General features: G+C 73.7%; 20 protein-coding genes. 4 read left to right on the plus strand and 16 right to left on the minus strand.

The window, feature by feature from the left end; translation table 11 throughout:
• Nucleotides 1-82: 82 nt before the first annotated feature.
• The 9 genes from VTA80_RS07335 to VTA80_RS07375 form a co-directional block, all read right to left on the minus strand.
• Nucleotides 83-1,999 carry an efflux RND transporter periplasmic adaptor subunit gene (locus tag VTA80_RS07335; RefSeq protein WP_407344741.1) on the minus strand — a complete coding sequence of 639 codons (1,917 nt, stop codon included), beginning with the start codon at nucleotides 1,997-1,999 and terminating at the stop codon, nucleotides 83-85.
• A complete protein-coding gene (locus VTA80_RS07340; protein WP_407344742.1) occupies nucleotides 1,992-2,963 on the minus strand; it encodes a hypothetical protein in 972 nt (323 codons plus the stop codon). Before VTA80_RS07340 ends, VTA80_RS07335 begins: the two co-directional genes overlap by 8 nt.
• 80 nt (nucleotides 2,964-3,043) lie before the next feature.
• Nucleotides 3,044-4,276 (minus strand): ABC transporter permease, encoded by a 1,233-nt coding sequence (locus tag VTA80_RS07345; RefSeq protein WP_407344743.1) that lies wholly within the window; start codon nucleotides 4,274-4,276, stop codon nucleotides 3,044-3,046.
• Nucleotides 4,273-5,031: an ABC transporter ATP-binding protein gene (locus VTA80_RS07350; RefSeq protein WP_407344744.1), complete on the minus strand. Its 759-nt coding sequence runs from the start codon at nucleotides 5,029-5,031 to the stop codon at nucleotides 4,273-4,275. Before VTA80_RS07350 ends, VTA80_RS07345 begins: the two co-directional genes overlap by 4 nt.
• Complete coding sequence (locus VTA80_RS07355; protein WP_407344745.1) at nucleotides 5,024-6,262, minus strand: efflux RND transporter periplasmic adaptor subunit; 1,239 nt, start codon at nucleotides 6,260-6,262, stop codon at nucleotides 5,024-5,026. Before VTA80_RS07355 ends, VTA80_RS07350 begins: the two co-directional genes overlap by 8 nt.
• A gap of 204 nt (nucleotides 6,263-6,466) precedes the next feature.
• Nucleotides 6,467-8,017: a methyltransferase gene (locus VTA80_RS07360; RefSeq protein WP_407344746.1), complete on the minus strand. Its 1,551-nt coding sequence runs from the start codon at nucleotides 8,015-8,017 to the stop codon at nucleotides 6,467-6,469.
• 41 nt (nucleotides 8,018-8,058) lie between these two features.
• A complete protein-coding gene (locus VTA80_RS07365) occupies nucleotides 8,059-8,592 on the minus strand; it encodes an endonuclease/exonuclease/phosphatase family protein (RefSeq protein WP_407345719.1) in 534 nt (177 codons plus the stop codon).
• Nucleotides 8,593-8,710: 118 nt separating this feature from the next.
• Nucleotides 8,711-11,017 (minus strand): sodium-translocating pyrophosphatase, encoded by a 2,307-nt coding sequence (locus tag VTA80_RS07370; RefSeq protein WP_407344747.1) that lies wholly within the window; start codon nucleotides 11,015-11,017, stop codon nucleotides 8,711-8,713.
• A gap of 175 nt (nucleotides 11,018-11,192) precedes the next feature.
• Nucleotides 11,193-11,528, minus strand: coding sequence for an STAS domain-containing protein (locus tag VTA80_RS07375; RefSeq protein WP_407344748.1), 336 nt, complete (start codon nucleotides 11,526-11,528; stop codon nucleotides 11,193-11,195).
• A 101-nt stretch (nucleotides 11,529-11,629) separates the two neighbouring features.
• Here VTA80_RS07375 and VTA80_RS07380 point away from each other — a divergent pair, with 101 nt between their 5' ends.
• Nucleotides 11,630-14,122, plus strand: coding sequence for a DEAD/DEAH box helicase (locus VTA80_RS07380; protein ID WP_407344749.1), 2,493 nt, complete (start codon nucleotides 11,630-11,632; stop codon nucleotides 14,120-14,122).
• A 3-nt stretch (nucleotides 14,123-14,125) separates the two neighbouring features.
• Here VTA80_RS07380 and VTA80_RS07385 read toward each other — a convergent pair whose 3' ends face one another.
• The 6 genes from VTA80_RS07385 to VTA80_RS07410 all read right to left on the minus strand — a co-directional run bounded on the left by VTA80_RS07385 (nucleotide 14,126) and on the right by VTA80_RS07410 (nucleotide 18,676).
• Nucleotides 14,126-14,542, minus strand: a complete 417-nt coding sequence (locus VTA80_RS07385) for a histidine kinase (RefSeq protein WP_407344750.1) — start codon at nucleotides 14,540-14,542, stop codon at nucleotides 14,126-14,128.
• A gap of 137 nt (nucleotides 14,543-14,679) precedes the next feature.
• On the minus strand, nucleotides 14,680-15,057 hold the full coding sequence (locus tag VTA80_RS07390; protein WP_407344751.1) for a TadE family type IV pilus minor pilin: 378 nt from the start codon (nucleotides 15,055-15,057) through the stop codon (nucleotides 14,680-14,682).
• Nucleotides 15,054-15,242 (minus strand): DUF4244 domain-containing protein, encoded by a 189-nt coding sequence (locus VTA80_RS07395; RefSeq protein WP_407344752.1) that lies wholly within the window; start codon nucleotides 15,240-15,242, stop codon nucleotides 15,054-15,056. Before VTA80_RS07395 ends, VTA80_RS07390 begins: the two co-directional genes overlap by 4 nt.
• A gap of 143 nt (nucleotides 15,243-15,385) precedes the next feature.
• The gene (locus VTA80_RS07400; RefSeq protein WP_407344753.1) at nucleotides 15,386-16,681 is read right to left on the minus strand and encodes a type II secretion system F family protein; all 1,296 of its coding nucleotides are present in this window, start codon (nucleotides 16,679-16,681) and stop codon (nucleotides 15,386-15,388) included.
• Nucleotides 16,678-17,877 (minus strand): TadA family conjugal transfer-associated ATPase, encoded by a 1,200-nt coding sequence (locus VTA80_RS07405; RefSeq protein ID WP_407345721.1) that lies wholly within the window; start codon nucleotides 17,875-17,877, stop codon nucleotides 16,678-16,680. Before VTA80_RS07405 ends, VTA80_RS07400 begins: the two co-directional genes overlap by 4 nt.
• Before the next feature lie 13 nt (nucleotides 17,878-17,890).
• Entirely contained in the window at nucleotides 17,891-18,676 is a 786-nt protein-coding gene (locus VTA80_RS07410; RefSeq protein WP_407344754.1) for a pilus assembly protein FlpE, read from the minus strand.
• Nucleotides 18,677-18,848: 172 nt separating this feature from the next.
• Between VTA80_RS07410 and VTA80_RS07415 the strand changes: the two genes are divergently transcribed.
• From VTA80_RS07415 to VTA80_RS07425, 3 genes are all read left to right on the plus strand, one after another.
• Nucleotides 18,849-19,694 carry an HAD family hydrolase gene (locus VTA80_RS07415; protein WP_407344755.1) on the plus strand — a complete coding sequence of 282 codons (846 nt, stop codon included), beginning with the start codon at nucleotides 18,849-18,851 and terminating at the stop codon, nucleotides 19,692-19,694.
• A gap of 111 nt (nucleotides 19,695-19,805) precedes the next feature.
• Entirely contained in the window at nucleotides 19,806-21,431 is a 1,626-nt protein-coding gene (locus VTA80_RS07420) for a methyl-accepting chemotaxis protein (protein WP_407344756.1), read from the plus strand.
• A 374-nt stretch (nucleotides 21,432-21,805) separates the two neighbouring features.
• Nucleotides 21,806-23,065: a methyl-accepting chemotaxis protein gene (locus VTA80_RS07425; RefSeq protein WP_407344757.1), complete on the plus strand. Its 1,260-nt coding sequence runs from the start codon at nucleotides 21,806-21,808 to the stop codon at nucleotides 23,063-23,065.
• 21 nt (nucleotides 23,066-23,086) lie between these two features.
• Here VTA80_RS07425 and VTA80_RS07430 read toward each other — a convergent pair whose 3' ends face one another.
• Entirely contained in the window at nucleotides 23,087-23,986 is a 900-nt protein-coding gene (locus VTA80_RS07430) for a cell filamentation protein Fic (RefSeq protein WP_407344758.1), read from the minus strand.
• Between the last annotated feature and the right edge of the window lie 68 nt (nucleotides 23,987-24,054).

Consider the following 24,054-nt stretch of genomic DNA (forward strand, 5'->3'; position numbering starts at 1 on the left):
CGGCCACCTGAGACGAGAGTCCCGCCCCAGGCTGCAGCGAGCCTGGGGCGGGACTATCACCCCGCTGTGAGACCGACGACGATCAGCCGCCGGGCCTGATCCCCCCTGGACCGCCGGCCGGCATCTGGCCGCCGAAGTCGGGCATCCCGGCCGGGCCGGACTGCTCGGTGGACCCTCCCAACGAGGTCAGGCTGGAGTCCGTGCTCGTGTCCCTGACCAGCACCTCGGACAGGTCGGCGAGGACGACCTGGTCGCCCTCCGTCAGACCGGACAGGATCTCGGTCAGCTCGGTGCCGACCGCGCCGATCTTGACCGTCACGTCGGCCGCCACCCCGTCGCCGTCGAGCACCTGGACGGTGGTCGACGAACCGTCGACGTGCACGGCCGAACTCGGCACGGTCAGGACCCCCGCCTTGCTGGCGACGGTCACCACCACTTGCGCCGACGACCCGTTGAAGAGCGGCTCGTCCGTCGCGTCCACCGCGACGACCACCGTGTACGACGGGTCGGACGAGCTCGACGTGTCGAGGACGCCGATGCTGCTGACCTTGCCCGTCAGGCCCACGGTCGTGCTCGGCACGGTGAGCGTCGCGCTCTGGCCCACCTCGACGGTGTCGATCGCCGAGAGCGGCACTGTGGTCGTCGCGACGAAGCCGTCCTGGCCGATGACCGTAATCACCGCCGTGGTAGGCGACGCCGTCACCGCGTCACCGACCGCCAGCGAGACCGCTGCCACGGTGCCCGCGATCGGGCTCGTCAGGTCGACGCGCGTAGCCGCATCCTTGGCGATCGCGACCTCACCCTCGGCCGCGGCGATCGCCGCCCTGTCCGCGAGGATCGTGGCAGCGGAGGCGACGATCGTCGCCTGTCCCCCGGCGTTCGTGGGGGACGCTGCTGCCTGCACTGCGGAAGTGGTCGTCGCGGCGGGCGTGGCACCCGATGGCGTGCCGGTCGTCGGGGTCGCCGTCGGCGTGGATGGGGTGGCGGACGGCGCGGCGGCCGCGGCGGCCACCGCAGTCTGTACACCGGTGACCGCGCGATCCAGGGCCGTCGCCAGGGTGAGCACGGACGCCTGCGCGGTGTCCACGCTCTTCTGGTCGGTGAGCACCTGCCCGATCGCCTCCTGGCAGGCCGCGAGCGCCTCGGCTGTCGTCGAGGGCTCAGCGGTCGGGGTGTCCGTCGGGCTGTCCGTCGGGGTGTCCGTCGGGGAATCCGTTGGCGTATCCGTTGGCGTATCCGTCGGCGTATCCGTCGGCGTATCCGTTGGCGTATCCGTTGCTGCCAGGAAGGCCTCGCAGCTGGTTTTCGAGGTCACGACGGACGTGGCGCTCACCTCGAGCGCGGCCGCCGCGAGCTCGTACTGGGCGAGCAGCTCCTGCTGCGCCCGCTTGACCGCCGCGACCGCCACGGCAACGGCGTCGGTGGGCCCGGTCGCGGACCCGCCGGTGGCCGGCCCCGTCGTGCCCGCACCCGTCGTCGGCGTGGCCGACGACGCAGCCGCCGCCGGGGTGGCTGCCGCCGGGGTGGCCGTCGCCGTACCGGCCGCCGAGGTGGCTGCGGTGCTCGTGGCCGAGGCGGTCTGCGAGGCGAGATCGTCCGAGAGCTGCTGCTCGGCGTCCGCCAGCGTCGACGCCGCATCCTCGACGGCCGCCTCGAGCGAGGCGGTCTCAAGCGTGGCGAGCACCGCACCGGCGGTCACGGTGGTGCCGACGGTGACGGGCACCGTCGCGACGGTGCCCGCGACGGAGAAGGCGGTGTCGAACCGGGTCGCGGACGAGATCGTGCCGACCGCGGCCAGGGTCTGCTCGACCGAGCCGACTGCCGCCGTCGCGGTCCGATAGGCCGGACCCGACTCGCGGCCGGCCGCGAGCGCGACCCCGCCGCCGGCCAGGCACAGCACCAGCAGCCCAGCGCCGCCGGCGAACAACCGACGCCGCCGGGTCCGGCGACGAGCGGCCACCTTCCGGGCGATCCCGCGGTCGACAGTCCGGTCAGTCATTGCTGGCCGCGTTCCCGGCCGGGCCGCGGCCCATCCCGCCACCCATCGGGCCACCGGGGCCTGCGGCCTGCGTGCAGCCGTCGGCACCCGCCACCGACAGGACGATCGAGGTCGCCGTCATCTGACCGCTGTCGTCGCTCGCACCCCGCGCCAAGGCGCACTGCCCGACGACGATCGCCGTCGCGTCGGCGGCCACGGTCGAGGTGTAGGTGGTCGCGGTCGTCGCGCCGACAGCTGCAACCTCCACCGTCTCGGTCGAGGTCGCGTCGTCCGGCCCGGTCACCTGGACCGTGATCGTGGTCCCGCTGACCGCGGTGACGAGACCGCCGACGCGCGGCCCGAACCCGCCCGGCAGCTGGCCGCCGGCGGGCATCGTGCCGTCGGTCGGCAGGTCGGTCGGCATGTCGGTTGGCATGTCGGTGGGGAAGTCCGTGGGGAGGTCCGTCGGCGCGATGCCGCCCGGCATCCCACCCCCGAAGAAGCCCGTCGCGCAGGCCCCGTCGACGGCGGCGGTGATGCTCACGCTCGTCGCCGTCGTGGCAACCGCGCTCGAGTCGGTCGCTGTGCTGTCGGCCGTCGCTGTGCTGTCGGCCGTCGCAGTGCCGTCCGTGGCCGCCGGCGAGATCGCCAGGATGCACGAGCCGACCGTGACCTGGTCGAGCGTCGCCGCCACCGTCTGCGTGATCACGGTCGCGTCGGTGTAGGTCACGGCGGTCTGGGAATCGGTGCTCTGGACCTGCAGCACCGCGCCTGTGACCGCAGCGATCGTGCCGGTCACGCCGCCGCCGCCGTCGGGCATGCCCCCGCCCCGCTCACCCGACGCCGCCCCGGGCTGGGCCGCCGCGCCGGTCGGGGACGTCGAGCCGGTCGCGTCGCCGGAGCACCCGGCGAGCAGGAGCAGCGCGGCGACCGCCGCGACGGGGACCGTGAGCTGGGGCAACCGGGCGAGGCGTGTGCGGGACATGGGGTTCTCCTGACGTCGTGCGGGAAGGATGGAAGACGGGCGGCCGGCATCGCTCACGCCGCGGCGTTCACTCACGGGCCTCATTCGCTGCGCAGCGCATCGATCGGGGCGAGCCGCGCCGCGCGGGTCGCGGGGTAGACCCCGAACACCAGGCCGATCGCCATCGCGATGGCGATGGAGCCGACGACGGCGACGCCGGAGACGACGATCGACGTGTCCAGCAGGTCGGGCAGGACCCTCGCGGCCACGATCCCGAGCCCGGCCCCGAGCAGGCCGCCGGCCAGCCCGAGCACGGTCGCCTCGACGAGGAACTGGCGCCGGATCGCCCACGGGGGAGCGCCGAGCGCCTTGCGCAGCCCGATCTCGCGGGTCCGCTCGGTGACCGAGACCAGCATGATGTTCATGACGCCGATCCCCCCGACCAGCAGCGACAGGGCGGCGATCCCGGTGAGCAGCACGGTCAGCGTCCGGTAGACGGCGGTGGCCGTGCTGACGAGCGAGTCCTGGCTGTTGATCGAGAAGTCGGCCCCGTCCACGCTGCTGATCGAGTGCAGGTTGAGCAGCAGCGTCTGGGCCTCCTGGTTGGCCGCCGAGAGCTGGTCGGTCGAGGCGGCCTGGAGGTAGATCGTCGAGACGGAGTTGCGCCTCGTCCCCCCCACGACCTGGTCGGCCATCGTCGACAGCGGGATGACGGCCAGGTCGTCGAGGTCGCTCGCCGAGTCGGAACCTTCCGAGGTGAGCACGCCGACCACGGTGAACGTGATGTCCTCGATCGTGACCACCTGGCCGACGGCGTCGGTCGTGCCGAACAGCTCCGTGGCCGCCTGCGACCCGAGCACGACGACGGCTGCCCCCGCGGTGTTGTCCGCAGCCGTGAAGAACGAGCCCGAGGCGAGCTCGCGACCGCGCACGGCGGGCCACTGCTCGCTCGTGCCGACCACCGAGGTGGTCCAGTTGGTCGAGCTCGTCGCGACGGAGAGCGAGCTCGACTTCTCGGCGGCGACCGCGGCGATGTCGGGAGCGGTGACCTCGGAGGTGAGCGCAGCGGCGTCGGCGCGGGTGAGCGTGGCGCTCGACCCGAACCCGCCGCGCAACCCCGCGGTGTCCGTGCTGCTCCCCGGCGTGACGATCAGGAGGTTGCTGCCCAGCGCGCTGATCTGCGCGGACACGTCCTTCTGGGTGCCGAGCCCGAGCCCGACCGTGAGGATCACCGCGGCGATGCCGATGAGAATCCCCAGGACGGTCAGGGTCGAGCGCAGGCCGTGGGCGCGAACCGCCGACAGGCCGGTGCGCAGGGTCTCGGTCCAGGTCATCGGTCATTCACCTCGTCGGTGTGGATCTGGCCGTCGCGGACCCAGACGATGCGCCGGGCGCGCTGAGCGACCTCGAGCTCGTGCGTGATGAGCACGAGGGTGCGGCCCTGCGCGTGCAGCTCGTCGAACAAAGAGAGCACGTCCTTCGTCGAGGTGGAGTCGAGGTTGCCGGTGGGCTCGTCGGCCAGGATCAGGGACGGCTCCCCGACGAGCGCTCGGGCCACGGCGACCCGCTGCTGCTGGCCGCCGGACAGCTCGCCCGGACGGTTCGCCAGCCTGTCCCCCAGCCCCACCCGCTCGAGCGCCTCGATCGCACGGCGCTTGCGCTCGTGCATCGGCACCCGGCCGTACATCAGCGGCAGCTCGACGTTGCGCCAGGCGGACATGGAGGCGAGCAGGTTGAACTGCTGGAACACGAACCCGATCCGCCGGTTGCGGATCTGGGCGAGCTCGACCTCGTCCAGCTCGCTGACGTCATCGCCGCTGAGGTGGTACTCGCCGACCGTGAGGGTGTCGAGGCACCCGATGATGTTCATCAGCGTCGACTTGCCCGAGCCGGACGGGCCCATGATCGCGACGTACTCCCCCTCGTGGATCTCCAGGTCGATCCCGCGCAGCGCCTCGTACTCGAGCGTGCCGGTGCGATAGGTCTTTCCCGCGCCCCGCAGGTCGATGACGGGGTCGGCCATGTGCCGTGCCGATCGGGCGGTGGAAGCGTCGGTGGGTTCGTCGGTGAGCGTGCGGACCTCAGCCATTGCTCTGCCCACCCGGTACGAAGCCGCCGGGGAAGCCGCCTTCGGGGAAGCCGCTCGGGAAATCTGTCGGGAAGCCGCTCGGCAGCTGGTTCTGAGTCGACTTGTCCTGCGTGGACGTCTGCACGATCGCGACCAGCACCTCGTCCCCCTCGGACAGGCCGGTGAGGATCTCGGTCATCTGGTCGACCGTGTCCCCCACGGTCACGACCGTGGTCACGTCTGCGGCGTTGTCGCCCTTACCGGCCTGCGTCACGGTCGACACGCCGTCGACGGTGCGGACCGCGGCGCTCGGAACCGTGAGCACGTCGACCCGGCGCTGGTAGACGATCACCGCGTCGGCGGCGACGCCGTCGTGCAACCCCTCGGGGGTGCCCGTGACCGCGACGACGACCGGGAACCCGGCCACCCCGCCGGTGGACGTCGAGATGAGGCCGATCTCGGAGACCGTGCCGAAGATCGGCGCGTCGGCGCCGTCCAGCGTGATCTCGACCTGGTCGGCGACGGCGATGAGCGCCACGTCGGAGTCACCGACGGTGACGTCCAGCTGCCAGCTGTCGGTGCCGACGATCACGAACTGCGCGCTCGACGACGTCGTGGTCGTCGCTGCCGCGCCCGTCGTGCCCGTCGCACCCGGCGCACCTCCGGTCGAGCCGCTGCCCGACGACGAGTCGGTCCCGGTGACGGCCTCGCCGACCGTGAGGTTGACTGAGGTGAGCAGCCCGGCGACCGGGGCGGTGAGGGTCGAACCCGCCATCGCCGTGGTGGCGTCGTCCACCTGCGCCTGCGCGACGTCGACCTGCGCGGAGCTTGCGGCGATCTGGGCCGCCGCGGAGTCGGTGCCGTCGTCGGCATCCTCGGCGTCGGACAGCTTCGCGGCCGCCGAGGCGAGGGTCGCCTTCGCGGAGAGCAGGTCGGCGTTGAGCTGGAGCGTGTCGATGGTGGCGAGCGTCTGACCGACGGTGACCGTCTGCCCCGCCGCGACCGCGACGGCGGTGACGGTCCCGCTCGACGCGAAGCTGACATCCTCCTGGACCGTGGGAGTCACCGTCCCACTCGCGGCGACGGACTTCTCCATGGTCGTCAGGCTCGCGGCGACGGACCGGCTCGTGGCGGCCGGCGTCGCCGTCGTCGCCGAGGCATCCCGGATGCCGAACCAGTAGACCGCGGCCGCGACGACCAGGACGGTGAGGATCCCGGCGGCCAACCGGGTCCGGGGGCGGGTTCGCCTCAACAGCGTGAGCATGATCTCCCTGACGACGTGCGTCTACGTGGACGTCAACGACAGTAGGAAGCGGGCCTGTACCGGCCCCAGCACCACCCCATGAAGAGCCTGTGAATCGACCGAGGACGAAGCGGTACCAATCCCGGCGAATCACCAAGTCCTGACCATCGGCGATCCAAACGCCCCCTCGAACGCGGGGCGATTCGACGGCGGTCAGGGCGTGATCAGGAGCAATCCGTCGCGGATCAGACCGCGCACCGACGGCAGCACGTCCGCCGCGACGTCGTCGGCCGCGACCTCGAGCAGCACCGCGAGACCACCCACGATCTGCCCGACGGTGAGCTCGCCGTCGCACGCGCCCACCAGGCCGGCGAGCGCCGTGCCCGCCTGGACCGCGCGCCCGAGCCCGCCGCCCTGCCGCAGCAGCAGGACGCTCGGGTCCGCGCTGCCCGGGGTGAAGTAGCGCTCCTCGGTCACGTCGCCCGCGACCGTGAGGTGCGCGGCCGCCAGCCCGGCGTCGTCCGTGGCCTCGAGCCAGTCGTGCGCGGCCAGGCTCAGGGCCAGGTGCGCGCCGAGCGGCTGGTGCAGGGTGCCGGTCTGCTCCTCGAGGCGGCGGAGGGTGGGCGCTCCCGCGACCGGGCGTCGGAGCGTCACGATCCCGAACCCGACGGCGGCCACGTCCCGCGAGGCGAAGTCGTCGAGCCAGGCCGCGTACTGCGCGTCCCAGGCCGCGCGGTCCCGGTCGGGGGTCGACCCGCCGTCGCGGATCCAGGTCTCGGCGTACTCGGCCGGGTCCTGCAGCTCGCGCTGGATCACCCAGCCGTCCAGGCCCGCGGCATCGAGCCACTGGCCGACCCGCTCGTGCCACTGCTCGCCGGCACGCACCTCCCAGTTGCCCAGCAGCTGGGCGACCCCGCCCGGGGCGAGCACGCGGCCGACGCCGGTCACCAGCTCGCGCACGATCGCGTCGCCCGCCCGGCCGCCGTCCCGGTACTCGTACTCCGGGACGCCGGCCGAGCGCGGGGTGATCACGAACGGCGGGTTGGAGACCACGAGGTCGAAGAGCTCGCCCGCGACCGGCTCGAGCATCGACCCGGCGCGCAGCTCGAGGCGCTCGGGGCTCAGGCCCGCCAAGGCGGCGTTGAACCGCGCGAATGCGAGCGCGCGGTGCGAGATGTCGGTGCCGACGACCGCGCGGGCGTGCCGCGAGGCGTGCAGGGCCTGGATCCCGCAGCCCGTGCCGAGGTCGAGCACCCGGTCGCGCGGGTCGCGGACCGTGACCTGGGCGAGGGTGGTCGACGCCCCGCCGACGCCGAGCACGTGGTCGGTGTGCAGCGCGCGGCCCGTGGCCAGCTCGCCGAGGTCGGAGGCGAGCCACCAGTCGACGGTGCCCGCGGCATCGGCGGCCTCGTAGGGACGCAGGTCGACGACGGCGCGCACCGCGTCACCGTCCTGCGCACCCGCGACCTCGACCAGGCCGAGCCGGGCGACGCCGTCGGCCCCGAGGCTCGGGAAGGCCGCCTCGACCGCGTTGCGGGGGATCTCGGCGCCGAGGACGAACAGGCGGACGAGCGCGGCGATCGGGTGGCTCGAGGAGGCGGTCGCCCGCAGCGCGGGGAGCGGCTCCTCGCGGTGCAGCGCCGCCGAGGCGAGCGGTCCGAGCAGCTCCTCGACGGCGGGCACGGTGTACCCGGCCTGAGTGAGGTCGGCGCGCAGGGCGTCGAGGAGGGCGGGATCGGTACGCGGCACGCTCGTGAGGCTCACCGCGCCATTCTCCCGTGCGCCCGCGTCGGTCGGACCCGGCGTCAGGAAACGGACAGGTCGGCGACGATCGGGAGGTGGTCGCTCGCCCGGCGGGCGACCGGGTCGTCGGGCACGTCGCTGCCCAGCACGCGCAGCTCGGCGCTCACGAGCACCGCGTCGAGGCGGCGGCGCGGCCGCACAGCGGTGAACGTCGGGAGCGGGGGATCGACGGCGTCGCGCAGGCCGGTGGCGGTCAGCCGTTCCCAGGTGGGTCCGCCGGGCTGCTCGTTCAGGTCGCCGACGACGATGCGCGGACCGGTCTCGTGCGCGATGGTGCTCAGGATCCGGTCCAGGTGCTCGAGGCGTTCGGCGGCGGCGAGCGCGAGGTGCAGCACCACGACCAGGACGCCGTCGACCCGCGCGACGGAGTACCCCCGCAGCGTCCGCAGCCGCCACGGCAGTCGGTGGGCGCGCGCGTCGGTGACGGTCAGGCCGGGGGCGACCAGGAGCGCCGTCGTGCGGGCGCCGTGCCCCCGACCGCCACCCGTAGCCCCGTCTGCGCGGCGAGCTCCCGCAACCGGTGGGGCCCGAGCCAGCGCGGCGGCTCCTGCAGCGCGAGCACGTCCGGCGCCGCCGCGCGCACGACCTGGACGAGCGCGTCCGGATCGAGCTGGAGCGACTTGATGTTGTAGGTCATCACCCGCAGCCGGGGGATCAGACCGGCTCCGACTCCTTGGCCGAGACGGCGTGCGACTCGACCTCCGCGCCCAGCCGGGCCGCGCGCAGCCGCGAGGCGATCACCGCACCGAACGCGACCGCCGCCGCCGCCGTCGCGATGGCGAGCCGGACCGGGGTGCTCGCACCCTCCCCCACCGTGACCGCGACGATCGCGGGGGCGATGAGCAGCGAGACCAGGTTCATGACCTTGATCAGCGGGTTGATCGCGGGGCCGGCGGTGTCCTTGAACGGGTCGCCGACGGTGTCGCCGATCACCACGGCCTCGTGGGCGGGGGAGTTCTTGCCGCCGTAGTGGCCGTCCTCGACGATCTTCTTCGCGTTGTCCCACGAGCCGCCCGAGTTCGCGAGGAACACGGCCATGAGCACGCCGGTCGCGATGGCGCCGGCCAGGAAGCCGGCGAGGGGGCCGACGCCGAGACCGAAGCCGACGGCGATGGGGGCCGAGGCTGCGAGCAGGCCGGGGGTGGCGAGCTCGCGCAGCGAGTCCTTCGTGCAGATGTCGACGACCTTGCCGTACTCCGGCCGCACCTCGCCCGTCATGATCCCGGGGTTGTCGCGGAACTGGCGGCGCACCTCGAACACGATCGCGCCCGCGGCGCGGGTCACGGCGTCGATCAGCAGCCCCGAGAACAGGAAGACCGTCGCACCACCGAGGATCACGCCGACCAGGGTGATGGGCGAGATGATGTCGTACGCGAGCATGGCGGCGGGGATGCCGCCGACCTCCGCCTTCGTGCCGAGGTCCGCGAGCGAGGTCGTGACCGTGTCCGCGTACGAGCCGAACAGCGCCGTGGCCGCGAGCACGGCGGTCGAGATCGCGATGCCCTTCGTGACGGCCTTCGTCGTGTTGCCGACGGCGTCGAGGTCGGTGAGGACCTTCGCGCCCTCCGGCGTGACGTCGCCCGACATCTCCGCGATGCCCTGGGCGTTGTCGCTCACGGGGCCGAACGTGTCCATCGCGACGATCACGCCGACCGTGGTCAGCAGGCCGCACCCGGCGAGCGCGATGAGGAACAGGGCGAGCAGGACCGAGCCGCCCGAGAGCAGGAAGGCCGCGCAGATCGCGGCGGCGATGATGCCGGCGGTGTACGCGGTCGACTCGAAGCCGACGCCCATCCCCGACAGGACGACGGTCGCCGCGCCGGTGAGCGAGGTGCGGGCGACGTGCAGCGTGGGCTTCGACGTCGTGCCGGTGAAGTAGCCCGTGAGCTTGAGGATGATGCCCGCGAGCACGATGCCGATGATGACGGCGCCGGTCGCGATCAGGCGCGGGTCGGCCGAGTTGTCGGCCAGGGAGGCGCCGATGCCCGGCAGGTCGGCCATCGAGGCCGGCAGGTAGACGAACGCCGCGACCCCGGACAGCACGGCCGCGACGAACGCGGAGATGTAGAACCCCCGGTTGATGGCCGCCAGCCCACTCTCCTCGCCGCGCACCCGGGTGATGATGACGCCGAGCACCGCGGTGAGCGCGCCGATCGCCGGCACGATCAGGGGGAAGACCAGGCCCTGCTCGCCGAACGCGGCCTTGCCGAGGATCAGGGCGGCGACGAGCGTGACGGCATAGGACTCGAACAGGTCCGCGGCCATGCCCGCGCAGTCGCCGACGTTGTCGCCCACGTTGTCGGCGATCGTGGCCGCGTTGCGCGGATCGTCCTCCGGGATGCCCTGCTCGACCTTGCCGACCAGGTCGGCCCCGACGTCGGCGGCCTTGGTGAAGATGCCACCGCCCACCCGCATGAACATGGCGAGCAGGGCCGCGCCGAACCCGAAGCCCTCGAGGACGGCCGGCGCGTCCCCGCGGTAGATGAGCACCACGGAGGCGGCGCCCGCGAGCCCGAACCCGACCACGCACATGCCGACGACGCCGCCGGTCCGGAACGCGATCTGCGCCCCGGCCGCGCGTCCCCCGGGCAGCGACGCGACAGCAGCGACGCGCACGTTCGCGCGGGTCGCGAGCCACATCCCGAGGTAGCCGATCGCGGCCGAGAAGCCGGCACCGAGAAGGAAGAACAGCGACCGACCGACCCGGATCCCCGTATCGCCCGGCAGCAGGAAGAGCAGCCCGAAGACGACGGCGGCGAACAGCGCCAAGGTGCGGAACTGTCGGTTGAGGTAGGCCGCGGCGCCCTCCTGGATGGCTGCCGCGATGTCCTGCATCTTCTGCGTGCCCTCGCTCGCGGCGAGGACCTGCCGGCGCAGCACCATCGCGAAGAAGAGGCAGGCGACCGCGATCGCGGCGACGACACTGACGATGGTGAGGCTCGTGGAACCGAGCGTAAGCATCCGTCCTCCTTGACGACGCAGCGGCCTGTGATCGATCGGCCCCCTGGTCCACGCGGCCTCGTCGCCGTGCGGTCGAGCCGAAGTCTAGCCAGTGGAGGACGGCGATTCGCGTCGTTCGCGGGGGCATTCCGGGCGGACGGCCCGACCCGCGGCCCGCTCCGGAAAGCCGGCCGGCTCAGCTGTCGAGCGCGTCCTCGAGGGACTCGTGGATGGTGAACACCTGGGTGAGCGCGGTGATCCGGAAGACCTTCATGACCTTCTCCTGGTCGATGACCAGCTGCAGCCGACCGCTGAACCCGCGAATCTTCTTGAGCGCACCGACGAGCACGCCCAGACCGGTGGAGTCGAGGAACCCGACGCCGGTGAGGTCCACGATGACGTCCGCGTGATCGGCGTCGATGACGTCGATGAGCTTCTCGCGGAGCACCGCTGCCGTGTACACGTCGACCTCGCCCTCAACCACCACGATCGTCAGATCGCCGCGGTCGTGGCTCGTGACGGAGAGCTCCATGACTCAACCCCTTGGTTGTCAGGGACACAGTGAACCAAACTCCGAGCCGTGGACCAGCATCGGGCCACTTCCACGATGGGAGACTAGGGCGGTGGTCGTCGGTGAGTGACACGGATGCGCTGCTCGACGTCCTGCTCGCAGGGGGGCGCCGGGCGGACCGGCTCACCCATGTCGAGCACCTCCCGGCCCGCACCGGGGTCCAGGTCGACTGGCCGGACTGGTCGGACTCCTCCCTCGTGGCCGGGTACCGCGCCCTGGGCGTGGATCGGCCGTGGCGGCACCAGGTCGAGGCAGCCGAGGCGGCATGGTCCGGTCGGCACACCGTGATCGCCACCTCCACCGGCTCGGGCAAGTCGCTCGCGTTCTGGCTCCCCGCGCTCACGGCGGTGCGCGCCGACATCGGTGCGAGCACCCTCGACCCCGGTCGGATCGAGTCGGTGCAGCGCCGGGGCTCGGTCCTGTACCTGTGCCCGACCAAGGCGCTCGCCGCGGACCAGCTCGCCGGGCTCGACCGCCTGCTCACCGCGGCGAAGTCGCGGGACGTGCGGGTCGCGACCTGCGACGGGGACACCGACTTCTCGGAGCGCCGGTGGGTCCAGGACTACGCGGACGTGGTCCTGACCAATCCCGACTTCCTGCACTTCTCGCTCCTGCCGGGGCATCGCCGCTGGGCGCGGCTGCTCGCGTCGCTGCGCTACGTCGTGGTCGACGAGTGCCACGCGTTCCGCGGGGTCTTCGGGGCGCACGTCGCCCTGGTCCTGCGGCGCCTGCGCCGGCTCGCTGAGCACTACGGGACCGGGCCGGGCCCGACCTTCGTGCTCGCGTCCGCGACGACGTCGGACCCCGCCGCGAGTGCCGCGCGGCTGCTCGGGGTCGACGCGGACGACGTCGTCGCCGTGACCGACGACGCCTCGCCCGCGGGGCGCAAGACGTTCGCACTCTGGCAGCCGCCCGAGCTGCCAGGGGCGGCCGCACCCTGGTCGAGCTCCCCGCTCGAGGTCGACCCCTGGGCGTCGGACGCCGTCGAGCCGGACCCGGCCGGTGGCCGCCCCGCCGGGGGTGCAGGTCCCACGCCCTGGGGACCGGTGGAGGACGACCCGGACCGTCCCCGCCGCTCGGCGACCGCCGAGATCGCCGAGCTCCTCGCGGACCTCACGATCGCGGGAGCTCGCACGCTCGCGTTCACGCGGTCGCGACGGGCGGCGGAATCGGTGGCCATCGTGACCCAGCGGCACCTCACCGCGGTCGACCACCGGCTCGCCGGCCAGGTCGCCGCCTACCGCGGCGGGTACCTGCCCGAGGAGCGGCGCGCGCTCGAGGCGTCGATCCGGGACGGCCGGCTGCGCGCGCTCGCCACCACCAACGCGCTCGAGCTGGGCGTCGACATCTCGGGGCTCGACGTCGTGCTGATCGCCGGCTGGCCGGGCACCCGGGTGTCGCTGTGGCAGCAGGCGGGTCGCGCCGGACGCGCAGGCGCCGACGGGCTGGTCGCTCTCGTCGCGCGCGAGGACCCGCTCGACACGTTCCTGGTGCACCACCCCGAGGCGATCTTCGCGGCGCCCGTCGAGGCGACCGTGTTCGATCCGGCGAACCCCTACGTGCTCGCCCCCCACCTGTGCGCCGCCGCTGCCGAGCTGCCCCTGCGCGCGGAGGAGCTCGACCTCTTCGGGGCCGACACCCGGGCCCTGCTCGACGTGCTCGTGGACCGGGGCGCGCTCCGGCGGCGGGCGTCCGGCTGGTACTGGACCCACCGCGAAAGCGCGGCCCGGCTCACCAACCTCCGCGGCGCGGACGGCGACCCGGTCCGCGTGGTCGAGGGCTCGACCGGCCGCCTGCTCGGCACGGTCGATGCAGCGGCCGCGGACTCGACCGTGCACCCGGGCGCCGTGTACGTGCACCAGGGCGCGACCTTCGTCGTGACCGAGCTGAACCAGGCGGACAGCATCGCCCTCGTCGGGCAGCGCGACGTCGACTTCGGGACGTGGGCCCGGTGGCTGACCTCGATCGACATCCGCGCCACGGCGCGCGAGCGGTCCTGGGGCCCGGTGTCCTGGGGCTTCGGCCAGGTGGACGTCACGACGCAGGTCATGAGCTTCCAGCGCAAGAAGATTCCCGAGATGCGGGTGCTCGGCACGGAGCTCCTCGACCTCCCCCCGCGGACCCTGTCGACGACCGCCGTGTGGTGGACGGTGCCCGCCTCCGTGCTCGAGGAGGCCGGGATCACCGCGGAGATCGCACCCGGCGCGCTGCACGCCGCCGAGCACGCGTCGATCGGGCTGCTGCCCCTGCTCGCGACGTGCGACCGCTGGGACCTCGGCGGGGTCTCGACCGCACTGCACGTCGACACCGAGCAGGCGACCGTCTTCGTCTACGACGGGTACCCCGGGGGGGCGGGTTTCGCGGAGCGTGGCTTCCAGCTCGGTGCAACCTGGCTGCGGGCGACCCGCGAGGCGATCGCGACCTGCCGCTGCTCGACGGGTTGCCCGGCCTGCGTGCAGTCACCCAAGTGCGGCAACGCGAACAACCCCCTCGAGAAGGCCGCGGCGATCCGGCTCCTGGACGCCGTCCTCGCCCACGACCCGGGGACGCCCTGAGGCTCACGGGGAACCCCCGTTGTCCGGGCTCGGAGCGGGCACCACCACCGGCCACCACACCTGGGGCGCGGCCGGCCCCGGTCGCAGGCCCGGCGAACCCGGACCCGCGCGGGCGTGTGCTCGCGCGGTACCCGGGCCGCCGGCTCGAGCGGTGCTCACCCGTACGATCCCGCCGTCCAGGATCGCGCACCCGGTCAGGACGGCACCGTTGCGCACGACCACGTCGCGAGCGATGTCGCAGGCCGCCCCGGCCCCGCCGATCGTGTACGCGGTGCCGACATCCGGTCCGTTCGCGGCCCCGACCAGGTGCTGCGCCGCCGCGAGCGCGCCGAGGTCGGCCGCCGTCTGGGCGGCGCCACGCGCGGCCTGCGCCCGCCCCAGCAGCGAGAGCAGCGCGAGCAGCAGCAACGCCACGGCCACGAGCCCGAGTGTCACCACAGTCCCGGAGCCGCGCTCGGGCGGCCCGAACCGGCTCGCCGGTCCGGCGCATCTTGGAGGCCAGGTCCATCTCGAGCTCCCGGTCCGTCTCGAGGTCCCGGTCCATCTCGACGGCTCGGTCATGGCGCGACCTGGGCGAGCGGTTCCACCCGAGCGAGCGGTTCCACCCGGGCGCTGGCCGAGGCGTGCGCGCGCAGCGGAGCCCCGGCGAACGGTCCGGCGACCACCGCGCGGCTCACGCTCACCGTGACCCAGCCCGCATGCGTGTCGATCACGATCGCCGCCGCCCCACCGGCGACGCGGGCCGCAACAGCGCGAACCTGGTCCAGCGGCTCACCGAGCGCCGCGGCTCTGGCCCCTGCCCGGGCCGCGTCCGCGCACCGCAGCTGCCCGACGGCGGCCGACGTCAGCACGAGCACCGCGGCGAGCAGGAGCGCCACGGCCGGCAGCGCGAGCGCGAGCTCGACCGTGACGCTGCCGCGCTCCCGTCGGATCACAGCGACAGCGCCCCGCGGATGATCCCGAACAGCAGGCCGCGCACCTCGGCGCTGCGCAGGATGACGACGAGCAGCCCGGCGAACCCGGCGGCCGCGACCGTGGCGATCGCGTACTCGGCCGTGGCCATGCCGGCCTCGGCCTGCTCCCGCAGTCGGGCGGCGACGGCGGCGAGATGCGTTGTCATGAGGAGTCCCTTCGACGTGGGTGGTTGAGGCGTTCCACCGTGCGCGAGCACCGCCGTGCGGCGCGCGATCCGGGCCGACGGCGGGGGATCCTCCGCATGGCAGGCCGCCTGGGGGTGGCTCGACCGGGGCGCCCAGAGTTGAGCTACCCGGCCCCGAGCAGCCCGGCGCCGAGCGACACCAGCACGGGCACGAGCCCGATCAGGAGGAAGGCGGGCAGGAAGCACAGCCCCAGCGGCAGCACGAGGTGCACCCCGAGCCGACCGGCGGCCTCACGCGCAGCACTGCGTCGCGCGCGACGCACCTGGTCGGCGGCCGCCCGCAGCGCCGGCCCGGGGGCGGACCCCGTCACCCACGTCGGAGCCAGACCGTCGATCACCGGGACCAGTCGAGGCGGCGCCCCGGCCCACGCCGTCCACCAGTCAGCCCCCATCACCAGGGCCGACGACGCCCTGGTGAGCGCCTCGCCGTCGGCGCCGCCCGCGCAGCCTCCGACGGCGGCCAACGCCCGCGGCAGGCTCGCGCCGGAGGCGATCGCCGCGCCGAGCAGATCCAGCAGCACGAGCACGTCGAGGTGCGACACCCGGGATCGAGGGGAGCGTGATCCCGCGGTCACGGGTGCGGCCGGACGGCGTCCGACCACTGTCGACAGCCGGGCAGCCGACCGCGTCGCCACCCAGGGGGCCCCCGCCCCGAGCAGGCACGCCGTGAGTGCGACGGCCAGCCCCGCCGTCGTCACCGCCGGTCCCTCACGAGGCATCCCGTGCCGCGCCGCTGCCCGCACGAGCCGCTGCCCGCACGAGCCGTGCGATCCACCACCGCCCGAGGCCGAGCAGCCCGAGGCCGGCGACCAGCGCGAGGGTGCCGAGCCCGCCCCGAGCAGCACCCCGATCGGGTCCGCGCCGACCGCTGCGCCGAGCCCGACCCCGAGCACCGGCAGACCCGTGAGCACCCGCGCCGTGGCGCGTGGTCCCGCGAGCGCGGCCCGGCGGTCACCGTCCGCCTCGGCGGCGGCGACGAACCCCTCCGCCACCCGATCGAGCACCTGCGCCAGCGGCGCGCCGAGCACGCGTGCGAGATCGCACGCCGCAACCACGGCCGCAGCCTGCGCAGGCGCACCCGAGCCGACCTCGGCGAGCCGGTCGAGGTTCGGCCTCCCGTCCGGGCCACCGGACCGGCCGAGGACCCGCGCCCACGCCTGCCCGGGCTCGGCCCCCGCCCGCAGCTGGGACGCGACCTCGATGACGACGACTGTGAGGTCCGGTGCTCCGCCCGCGACCGCCCCGCGCCGATGGACGCGCGCTCTCGCCGCGGCCCACCGACCGCGCCACCTGGCCGGTGCGGCTCGCGCGAGCCGTCGCGGACGCCGACCACCCGGACCCCGCGCAGCCAGGACCGCCACCGCGACGCAGCCGGCGATCAGCACGTCGATGGCGGTCATGGTCCGCCGACCCCCCGGGAGCTGGCGAGCCCGAGCCGGTCGGCCAACCGGTCCCACCCCGGCCCGACCTCGACCTCGAGCCCGCCCGTCACCGTCAGCGCCGGCAGCACGACGAGCTCCCCGCCCGGCCCCCGCGCGACCACGCCCACCTCCGCCAGCCGCCGTCGGCCCCCGTCGCGGCGCAGGTGGAGGACCGCGTCGATCGCGCTCGACGCCTGCGCCGCGACCGACTCGCGCCCCATGCCCGCCAGCGCCGCCAACGCCTCGAGCCGTGCGGGGACGTCGGCCGCCCGGTTCGCGTGCACGGTCGCCCACCCCCCCTCGTGCCCCGTGTTCAGCGCCGTGAGCACCTCCCGCACCTCGGCGCCGCGGCACTCGCCGAGCACGATCCGGTCCGGCCGCATCCGCAACGCGTGCCGCACCAGGTCGGGCAGCCCCACGGCGCCGACCCCCTCGACGTTGGCGCGCCGGGCGAGCAGCCGCACGACGTGCGGATGGTCCGGCTCCAGCTCACCCGCCTCCTCGATGCAGACGATCCGCTCCGTCGGCGGCACGAGCGAGAGCAGGGTCGCGAGCAGGGTCGTCTTCCCCGTCCCCGTCGCGCCCGAGATCAGCACGTTGGCGCGCGTCGCCACGAGCCCGCGCAGGACCGGCTCGAGAGCGGGCGCGACCCCGCCCGCCGCAACCAGTCCCGCCACGGTGAACGCGTGGCGGCGCAGCACCCGCAACGACAGCAGCGTGCATCCGCCGGCCACCGGCGGAAGCACGGCGTGCAGGCGCGTGCCGTCGGCCAGGCGCGCGTCGACCACCGGGCACGCGTCGTCGAGCCGCTGACCCCCGGCGGCCGCGAGCCGGACCGCGAGCGCGCGGACCTGCTCCGGCCCACCGAGGTCGACGTCGACCGCCACGAGCCGCCCTGCACGTTCGACCCAGACGTCCCGCGGGCCGTTGACGAGGACGTCGGTGACGTCGGGCTCCTCGAGCAGGCTCTGCAGCGGACCGGCCCCGAGCAGCTCCGCGCGCACGACGGCGACCAGGTCGGCCAGCGCGCGGCTGCCCAGCACCGCACCACACTCCCGGACCACCGCGGTCACCTGCTCGGCCGACGGCGCGCCGCCGGCGCGGGCCAGGCGCGCGTGCACGTCGGCCAGCAGGGTCCGGTCGAGCCGAGTGCTGGCGTCGGAGAGGAGGGTCATCTGCGCGCCGCCCTCACGCCAGACCGACCGCGAGCCGGTCGACGGCGCGAGCGAGCGGGCCGCGCCGCCGTGGCACGGGCCCGCCACCGCGTTCGAGCGCACCGTCGAACCCCCGCTGCGGCGCCATCGAGGCGGCGACCGGAAGGTCCACGACGTGCGCGAGCTCGAGCACGCCGAGCCCGCCCGGGGCGGGTCCCCGTACGACCAGCCGCACGTCCTCGACCGCACCGAGCAGACCGTCCCGGAGCGCGAGCACGCCCGCGACGGAGCGCACGTCCCGCCCGGCCAGCACGAGCACCGCCGCACAGCGGTTGAGCGGGCCGCGCTCGACGAGAACAGTGCGCCGGTCGAGATCGAGCACGACGTGGTCGTGGCAGGCCACCAGCGCGTCGAGCACGTCCGCGACGACGTCGGCGCGCGGCGCCTCCGGCCGCGCCCGGTCCGCGCTGAGCACCGCCACCCCGGCCCACCGCGGCAGGAGCGCGGTCAGCTCCGCGCCGGGCACCTCGCCGCGGGCACCGGTCAGGTCCGGCCAGCGCAGCCCGTGCACCCCCTCGACCCCCAGCAGCACGTCGATCCCCGCGCCGGTGTCCAGATCCACGAGCGCGACGGCGCGCGGTGCACCCGACCCGCCGCGGCCGACCCGACCCGCTCCGCCCGGCCGGGAGCCGCCGTCCCGTCCCCGGGCGCCATGGCCCGGCGGACGACCCGCCAGCCGGAACGCGAGCGACGCCGCCAGCGACGACGCGCCGAGCCCGCCCCGCGCACCGATGACCCCGATCGCTTGCCCAGCCTCCACCGCCCACCGCCCTTCGCGCCCTCGCTCGAGCAGCCAGGGTCACCCGCGGCACCGACCCGCGGCACCCCCGGCCCGCACCGGGGTGCGTCGCGGCCATCCCGCAGGGTCCTGGGGTCGGCCGGGCGCACTGGCTAGGCTCTGGCGGGAGCACACGATCGCGGAGGGAGGGTCCATGAGCGCACCGACCGGGTCGCCCTCCGACGCCACCGCAGCCGACCGCACGCACGCGCACCGCAGCGCAGCGTTCTTCGACCTGGACAAGACGATCATCGCGACGTCGTCGGCGACCGCCTTCTCGCGTCCCTTCTTCGACGGCGGGCTCATCACGCGTGGGGACGTGCTGCGCACCGCGTACGCCCGGTTCGTCTATCTCGTCGGCCGCGCGGATGCGGACCAGACCGAACGCCTGCGGGCGCAGCTCTCCGCCCTGGCCGTCGGTTGGGACGTCGCCCAGGTGTCGCAGATCGTCGCCGAGACCCTGCACGAGCTGATCGACCCCACCGTGTACGCGGAGGCGGTGGCCCTGATCGAGGGGCACCACGCGGCCGGGCGCGACGTCGTCATCGTGTCCGCGTCGGGTGCCGAGGTCGTCGAGCCCATTGCCGCGGTGCTCGGGGCCGACCACGTGATCGCCACGCGCATGACCGTGGCCGACGGCCGGTACACCGGCGCGATCGACTTCTACGCCTACGGCGAGAACAAGGCAGCGGCGATCACGGAGCTCGCGGAGCGCGTCGGGTACGACCTCGCGACGAGCTACGCCTACTCGGACTCGATCACCGACACCCCGATGCTGTCGGCGGTCGGGCATGCGTTCGCGGTCAATCCCGACCGCGCCCTGCGCCGGTTCGCGGAGAGCAACGGCTGGGGCGTGCTGACGTTCAGCCGTCCGGTCTCGTTGCGCTCCCGGCTGGCCCCACCGACGCCGGTCCTCACCGTCGGAGCGGTCGCCGTCGCCGCCGGCGTGGCCGTGGTCGCATGGCGCACCGTGGCACACCTGCGCTCGCGCCGGGGTTGAGCCCGCCCGATCCCGCACTGTGAGATTAATCATATCTTTCTTGAAATCGAATCCGTGGAACGTCCCTCAGCGCGACCGATAGGTGATATTGACCACACCTAGGAGCGCCACATGAGCCCGACCAGCACCCCAGCCGCCCCGATCGGCACCTCGCGTCTGCGCACGACGGTGCGCGCCAAGATCCTTGGCCTGGTCGCGGTGTTCGCCGTGTTCTCGATCGGACTCGGCTCGTTCGCCGCCATCGGGTTCGAGACGATCAAGTCCGACGCCGCGAAGATGGCCGACACGCAGGCCACCGTCAACGTCTCCCTGCAGAACCTCAAGGACGCGCTCTGGAACGTCCGGATGTACATCCCGCTCGTCATCGCCTACGACGGCGCCGGCAAGCAGGCTCAGTTCGACAAGCTGCAGGCTGCGTACGGCGTGATGGAGACGTCGTCCGCCGACTTCCTGGCCGCGTTCGAGGCCGCGGACGGCGCCGCCCCGGCGAACTGGGACGACTTCACAGCCTCGTGGGCCAACTACCGCGCCATGGTCGACGGCGACCTGATGACGGCCGCCATGGCCAACGACCGGCCGGGCTTCGCCGCGATCCGCGCCGGCGGCGCCGCCGACCTGGGCGCGAAGATGATCGGCGACCTCACGCAGGTCAGCGACGAGGTCACCACCACCATGGTCACGATCGCCGACCGTGCGCAGACCGTCGCGAACACCGCCGTCCGCACCACGATCGCCATCCTCGTCGTCGGTCTGCTCGTGGCCGTGCTGGTGGGCTTCGCGCTCGCCAACTCGATCCGACGGGCCGTGGTCGAGGTCAAGCGGGCCGTGGACGCCCTCGCGCACGGCGACCTGACGGTGCGCCCCCAGGTCCGCTCGAACGACGAGATCGGGCAGATGGCGCGAGGGCTCGTCATCGCCCAGGATGCGCTCCGGGACGTCATCACCGGCGTGCGGGAGACCGCAGAGACCGTCGCCGCGGCAGCAGAGGAGCTCTCGGCGGCGACCTCGCAGGTGACCGCCGGCTCGGACGAGACCAGCGCGCGCGCGGGAGTGGTCGCCGCTGCTGCGGAGCAGGTCAGCCGCAACGTCCAGACGGTCGCCGCGGGCGCCGAGGAGATGGGCGCCTCGATCCGCGAGATCGCGCAGAACGCCAACGAAGCGGCCAAGGTCGCAAGCCGCGCCACGGGGGTCGCGGTGTCCACGAACGACCTGATCACCCGCCTCGGGACATCCTCGGGGGAGATCGGCACCGTGGTGAAGGCCATCACCTCGATCGCGGAACAGACGAACCTGCTCGCGCTGAACGCCACCATCGAGGCGGCCCGGGCCGGGGAAGCCGGCAAGGGTTTCGCGGTCGTGGCAGGTGAGGTCAAGGAGCTCGCTCGGGAGACCGCGCGGGCGACCGAGGAGATCACTCGGCGAGTCGAGGCCATCCAGGTCGACACCTCCGGCGCGGTGACCGCGATGGACCAGATCAGCGCGATCATCGCCTCGATCAACGACTACCAGCTGACCATCGCCTCTGCCGTGGAGGAGCAGACCGCGACGACCAACGAGATGTCCCGCTCGGTCGCCGAGGCAGCCGCCGGGTCGGGGGAGATCGCGGCGAACATCACCGGCGTCGCCACCGGTGCGGCCACGTCGAGCGCGGTCCTCGAGCAGATGGGCGGGTCCGTGAGCGAGCTCGCGCGCCTGTCGGCCGAGCTCCGCGAGCGCATCTCCACGTTCATCTACTAGACCGTCGGTCCAGGATCCGGACGCCTCCCGAAGCCCGACCTGGCACAACGCTCCGAACCCTTCCCAAGCCGGACGCAGTGGAGTAGGAATGACCTACAACAGCACCGAGGAGAGAGAACCCACGCGCGAATTGTCCTCGTAAGGACATGCCGACCGGGCTCGACCCGTAGCGACATCTGATGTTGCACGCTTGATACCTCTCTTTTCTTCGTTGTCGGCGACGGCGTCCCCCGGGGCGCCGTTGTTCGGTCCGGCTCCCGGACCCCCGCTTTCCCCCCGATGAGTGATATTGGTCACACCTTTCACCCCCTGTGACCCGTGGAACTCCGCTCGGCGCGACCGATAGGTGAATCACCACACCTGAGGAGCGCCACGTGAGCCCGATCACCCCCCCATCCGCCCAGCCCGTTGCCGAGACGCGCTCTGCGCGCGCCTCGGTCCGCACGAAGATCCTCGGGCTGGTCGCGGTGTTCGCGGTGTTCTCCCTCGGCCTGGGCATCTTCGCCGTGCTCGCGTTCGGAGCCCTGCGCAGCGACATCTCCGCGATGGCCAAGGCACAGCCCGCCAAGATCCTGGCGAGCGTGGTCGCCGCTGAGGCGACCGCCGACCGGGCGATCATCGTGACGATCGCCATCCTCGCGGCGGGCCTCATCCTCGCCACGATCACGGGCGTCGTGCTCGCGAACTCCATCCGCAAGGGCGTGGTCTCGGTCAAGCGGTCCGTCGACGCCATGGCTCTCGGCGACCTCACGGTCCGTCCCGAGGTGCGGTCGACGGACGAGATCGGGCAGATGGCCCGGGGCCTGATCGCGGCGCAGGACGCGTTGCGCGACGTCGTCGCCGGCGTGATGGAGACCGCCCAGACCGTCGCGGCGTCAGCCGAGGAGCTCTCGGCCTCGAACTCCCAGGTCACCGCCGGGTCGGAGGAGACCAGCGTCCGCGCCGGCGTCGTCGCCGCCGCGGCCGAGCAGGTCAGCCGCAACGTCCAGACCGTCGCGGCCGGCGCCGAGCAGATGGGCGCCTCCATCCGGGAGATCGCCCAGAACGCGAACGAGGCCGCCAAGGTCGCGAACCAGGCCACCGACGTCGCTGCGTCGACGAATGTGCTGATCAGCAAGCTCGGGGTGGCGTCGGGCGAGATCGGGGACGTCGTCAAGGCGATCAACTCGATCGCCGAGCAGACCAACCTGCTCGCCCTGAACGCGACCATCGAGGCCGCCCGCGCCGGTGAGGCGGGCAAGGGCTTCGCCGTCGTCGCCAGCGAGGTCAAGGACCTGGCCCGCGAGACGGCCCGCGCGACCGAGGAGATCACCCGTCGGGTAGCCGCGATCCAGGTCGACACGACCGGCGCCGTCGTCGCGATCGGGCAGATCTCGACGATCATCGCGTCGATCAACACCTACCAGCTCACCATCGCGTCCGCGGTCGAGGAGCAGACCGCCACGACCACCGAGATGTCCCGATCGGTCACCGAGGCGGCCACCGGCTCGGGCGAGATCGCGATCAACATCACCGGCCTGGCCGCCGGCGCTGCCACGTCGAGCGAGGTGCTCGCTCAGATGGGCGGGTCCGTCGGCGAGCTCGCCCGGATGTCCGCCGAGCTGCGCGAACGCATCGCGGCTTTCACCTACTGAGTCGTTCACCTCCTGAGTCGTTCACCTACTCAGGAGCGCTCGCCGGGCCCTCGAGCCGCCCGGCGAGCACGGCGTCCGCGATCGCCCGACCCTCGTCGGCGCCGACCCGCACCGCGTCCGCGCAGGCCACCAACCAGGTCGCGACCCCACCGGGGTCCCGGTGGCGAACCCGGCCGCCGCGCCCAGGTACCCGTTGACGGAGCCCAGCCAGGCGACGTCGGCCACGACCGAACCCGTCGGATCGAGCCCGCGCGAGGCCACGAGCAGCCGGAACGTCGCGCGCGCGACCACGCCGCTGCCGATCACGAACGGTCGCAGCGCGAGCAGCTCCCCGTGCGCGACGGCCGCCACCACGAGTGCCGGCGCCGTCGAGGTGCGCACCAGCTCGCCGAGCAGGTCGAGCCGGGCGGACACCTGCGGACCCGACACCGACGGCCCCAGTCCCGTGAGGTCGCGCGGCGACGCGTGACCGCGCGGGCGGCCGACGTCGTCCAGGTGCGCCACCCCGGTCGCGGCCGGGTCCGGCGCGTCGGCCAGCCCGGCCGCCGCAGCCGTGTGCAGCCGCGCGAGCAGCTGCCCGAACGGCGGGAGCGCGGGGGTGCTCCGGGCTCCGAGCGCCGGGAGCAGCCGCTCGACCTCCGCGGTCGCACGCAAGGCCCCGAACGCCAACCGGCCCTGACCGTCCGCGGGGATCTCGGTGGCGCCCCGGGCGGCGTCGCGGAGCAGCTCGAGCGGGACGCCGGCCCCCTCGAGCGCCGCGCTGGCCCGGGCCGACCGCACGGTCGACTCGGCCCGCACCTCGCGCCACTTGCGGCGGAACGCCTCGTGCCAGCGCAGCTCCTCGCACGCCGCCCGGGCGCGCGCGACGGCGTCGGCGACCCCGGGCAGGTCGGCGAGGGGCAGGAGCGGGTCGGTCGTCACGCCGGTCAGCGTAGGCGAGGCGTCACCCGCCAAGGAGCGCTGCCAATGAGCGCTCCAGGACCCACCCC

The organism is Pengzhenrongella phosphoraccumulans (assembly GCF_045689905.1).
GTDB classification, from domain to species: domain Bacteria; phylum Actinomycetota; class Actinomycetes; order Actinomycetales; family Cellulomonadaceae; genus Pengzhenrongella; species Pengzhenrongella phosphoraccumulans.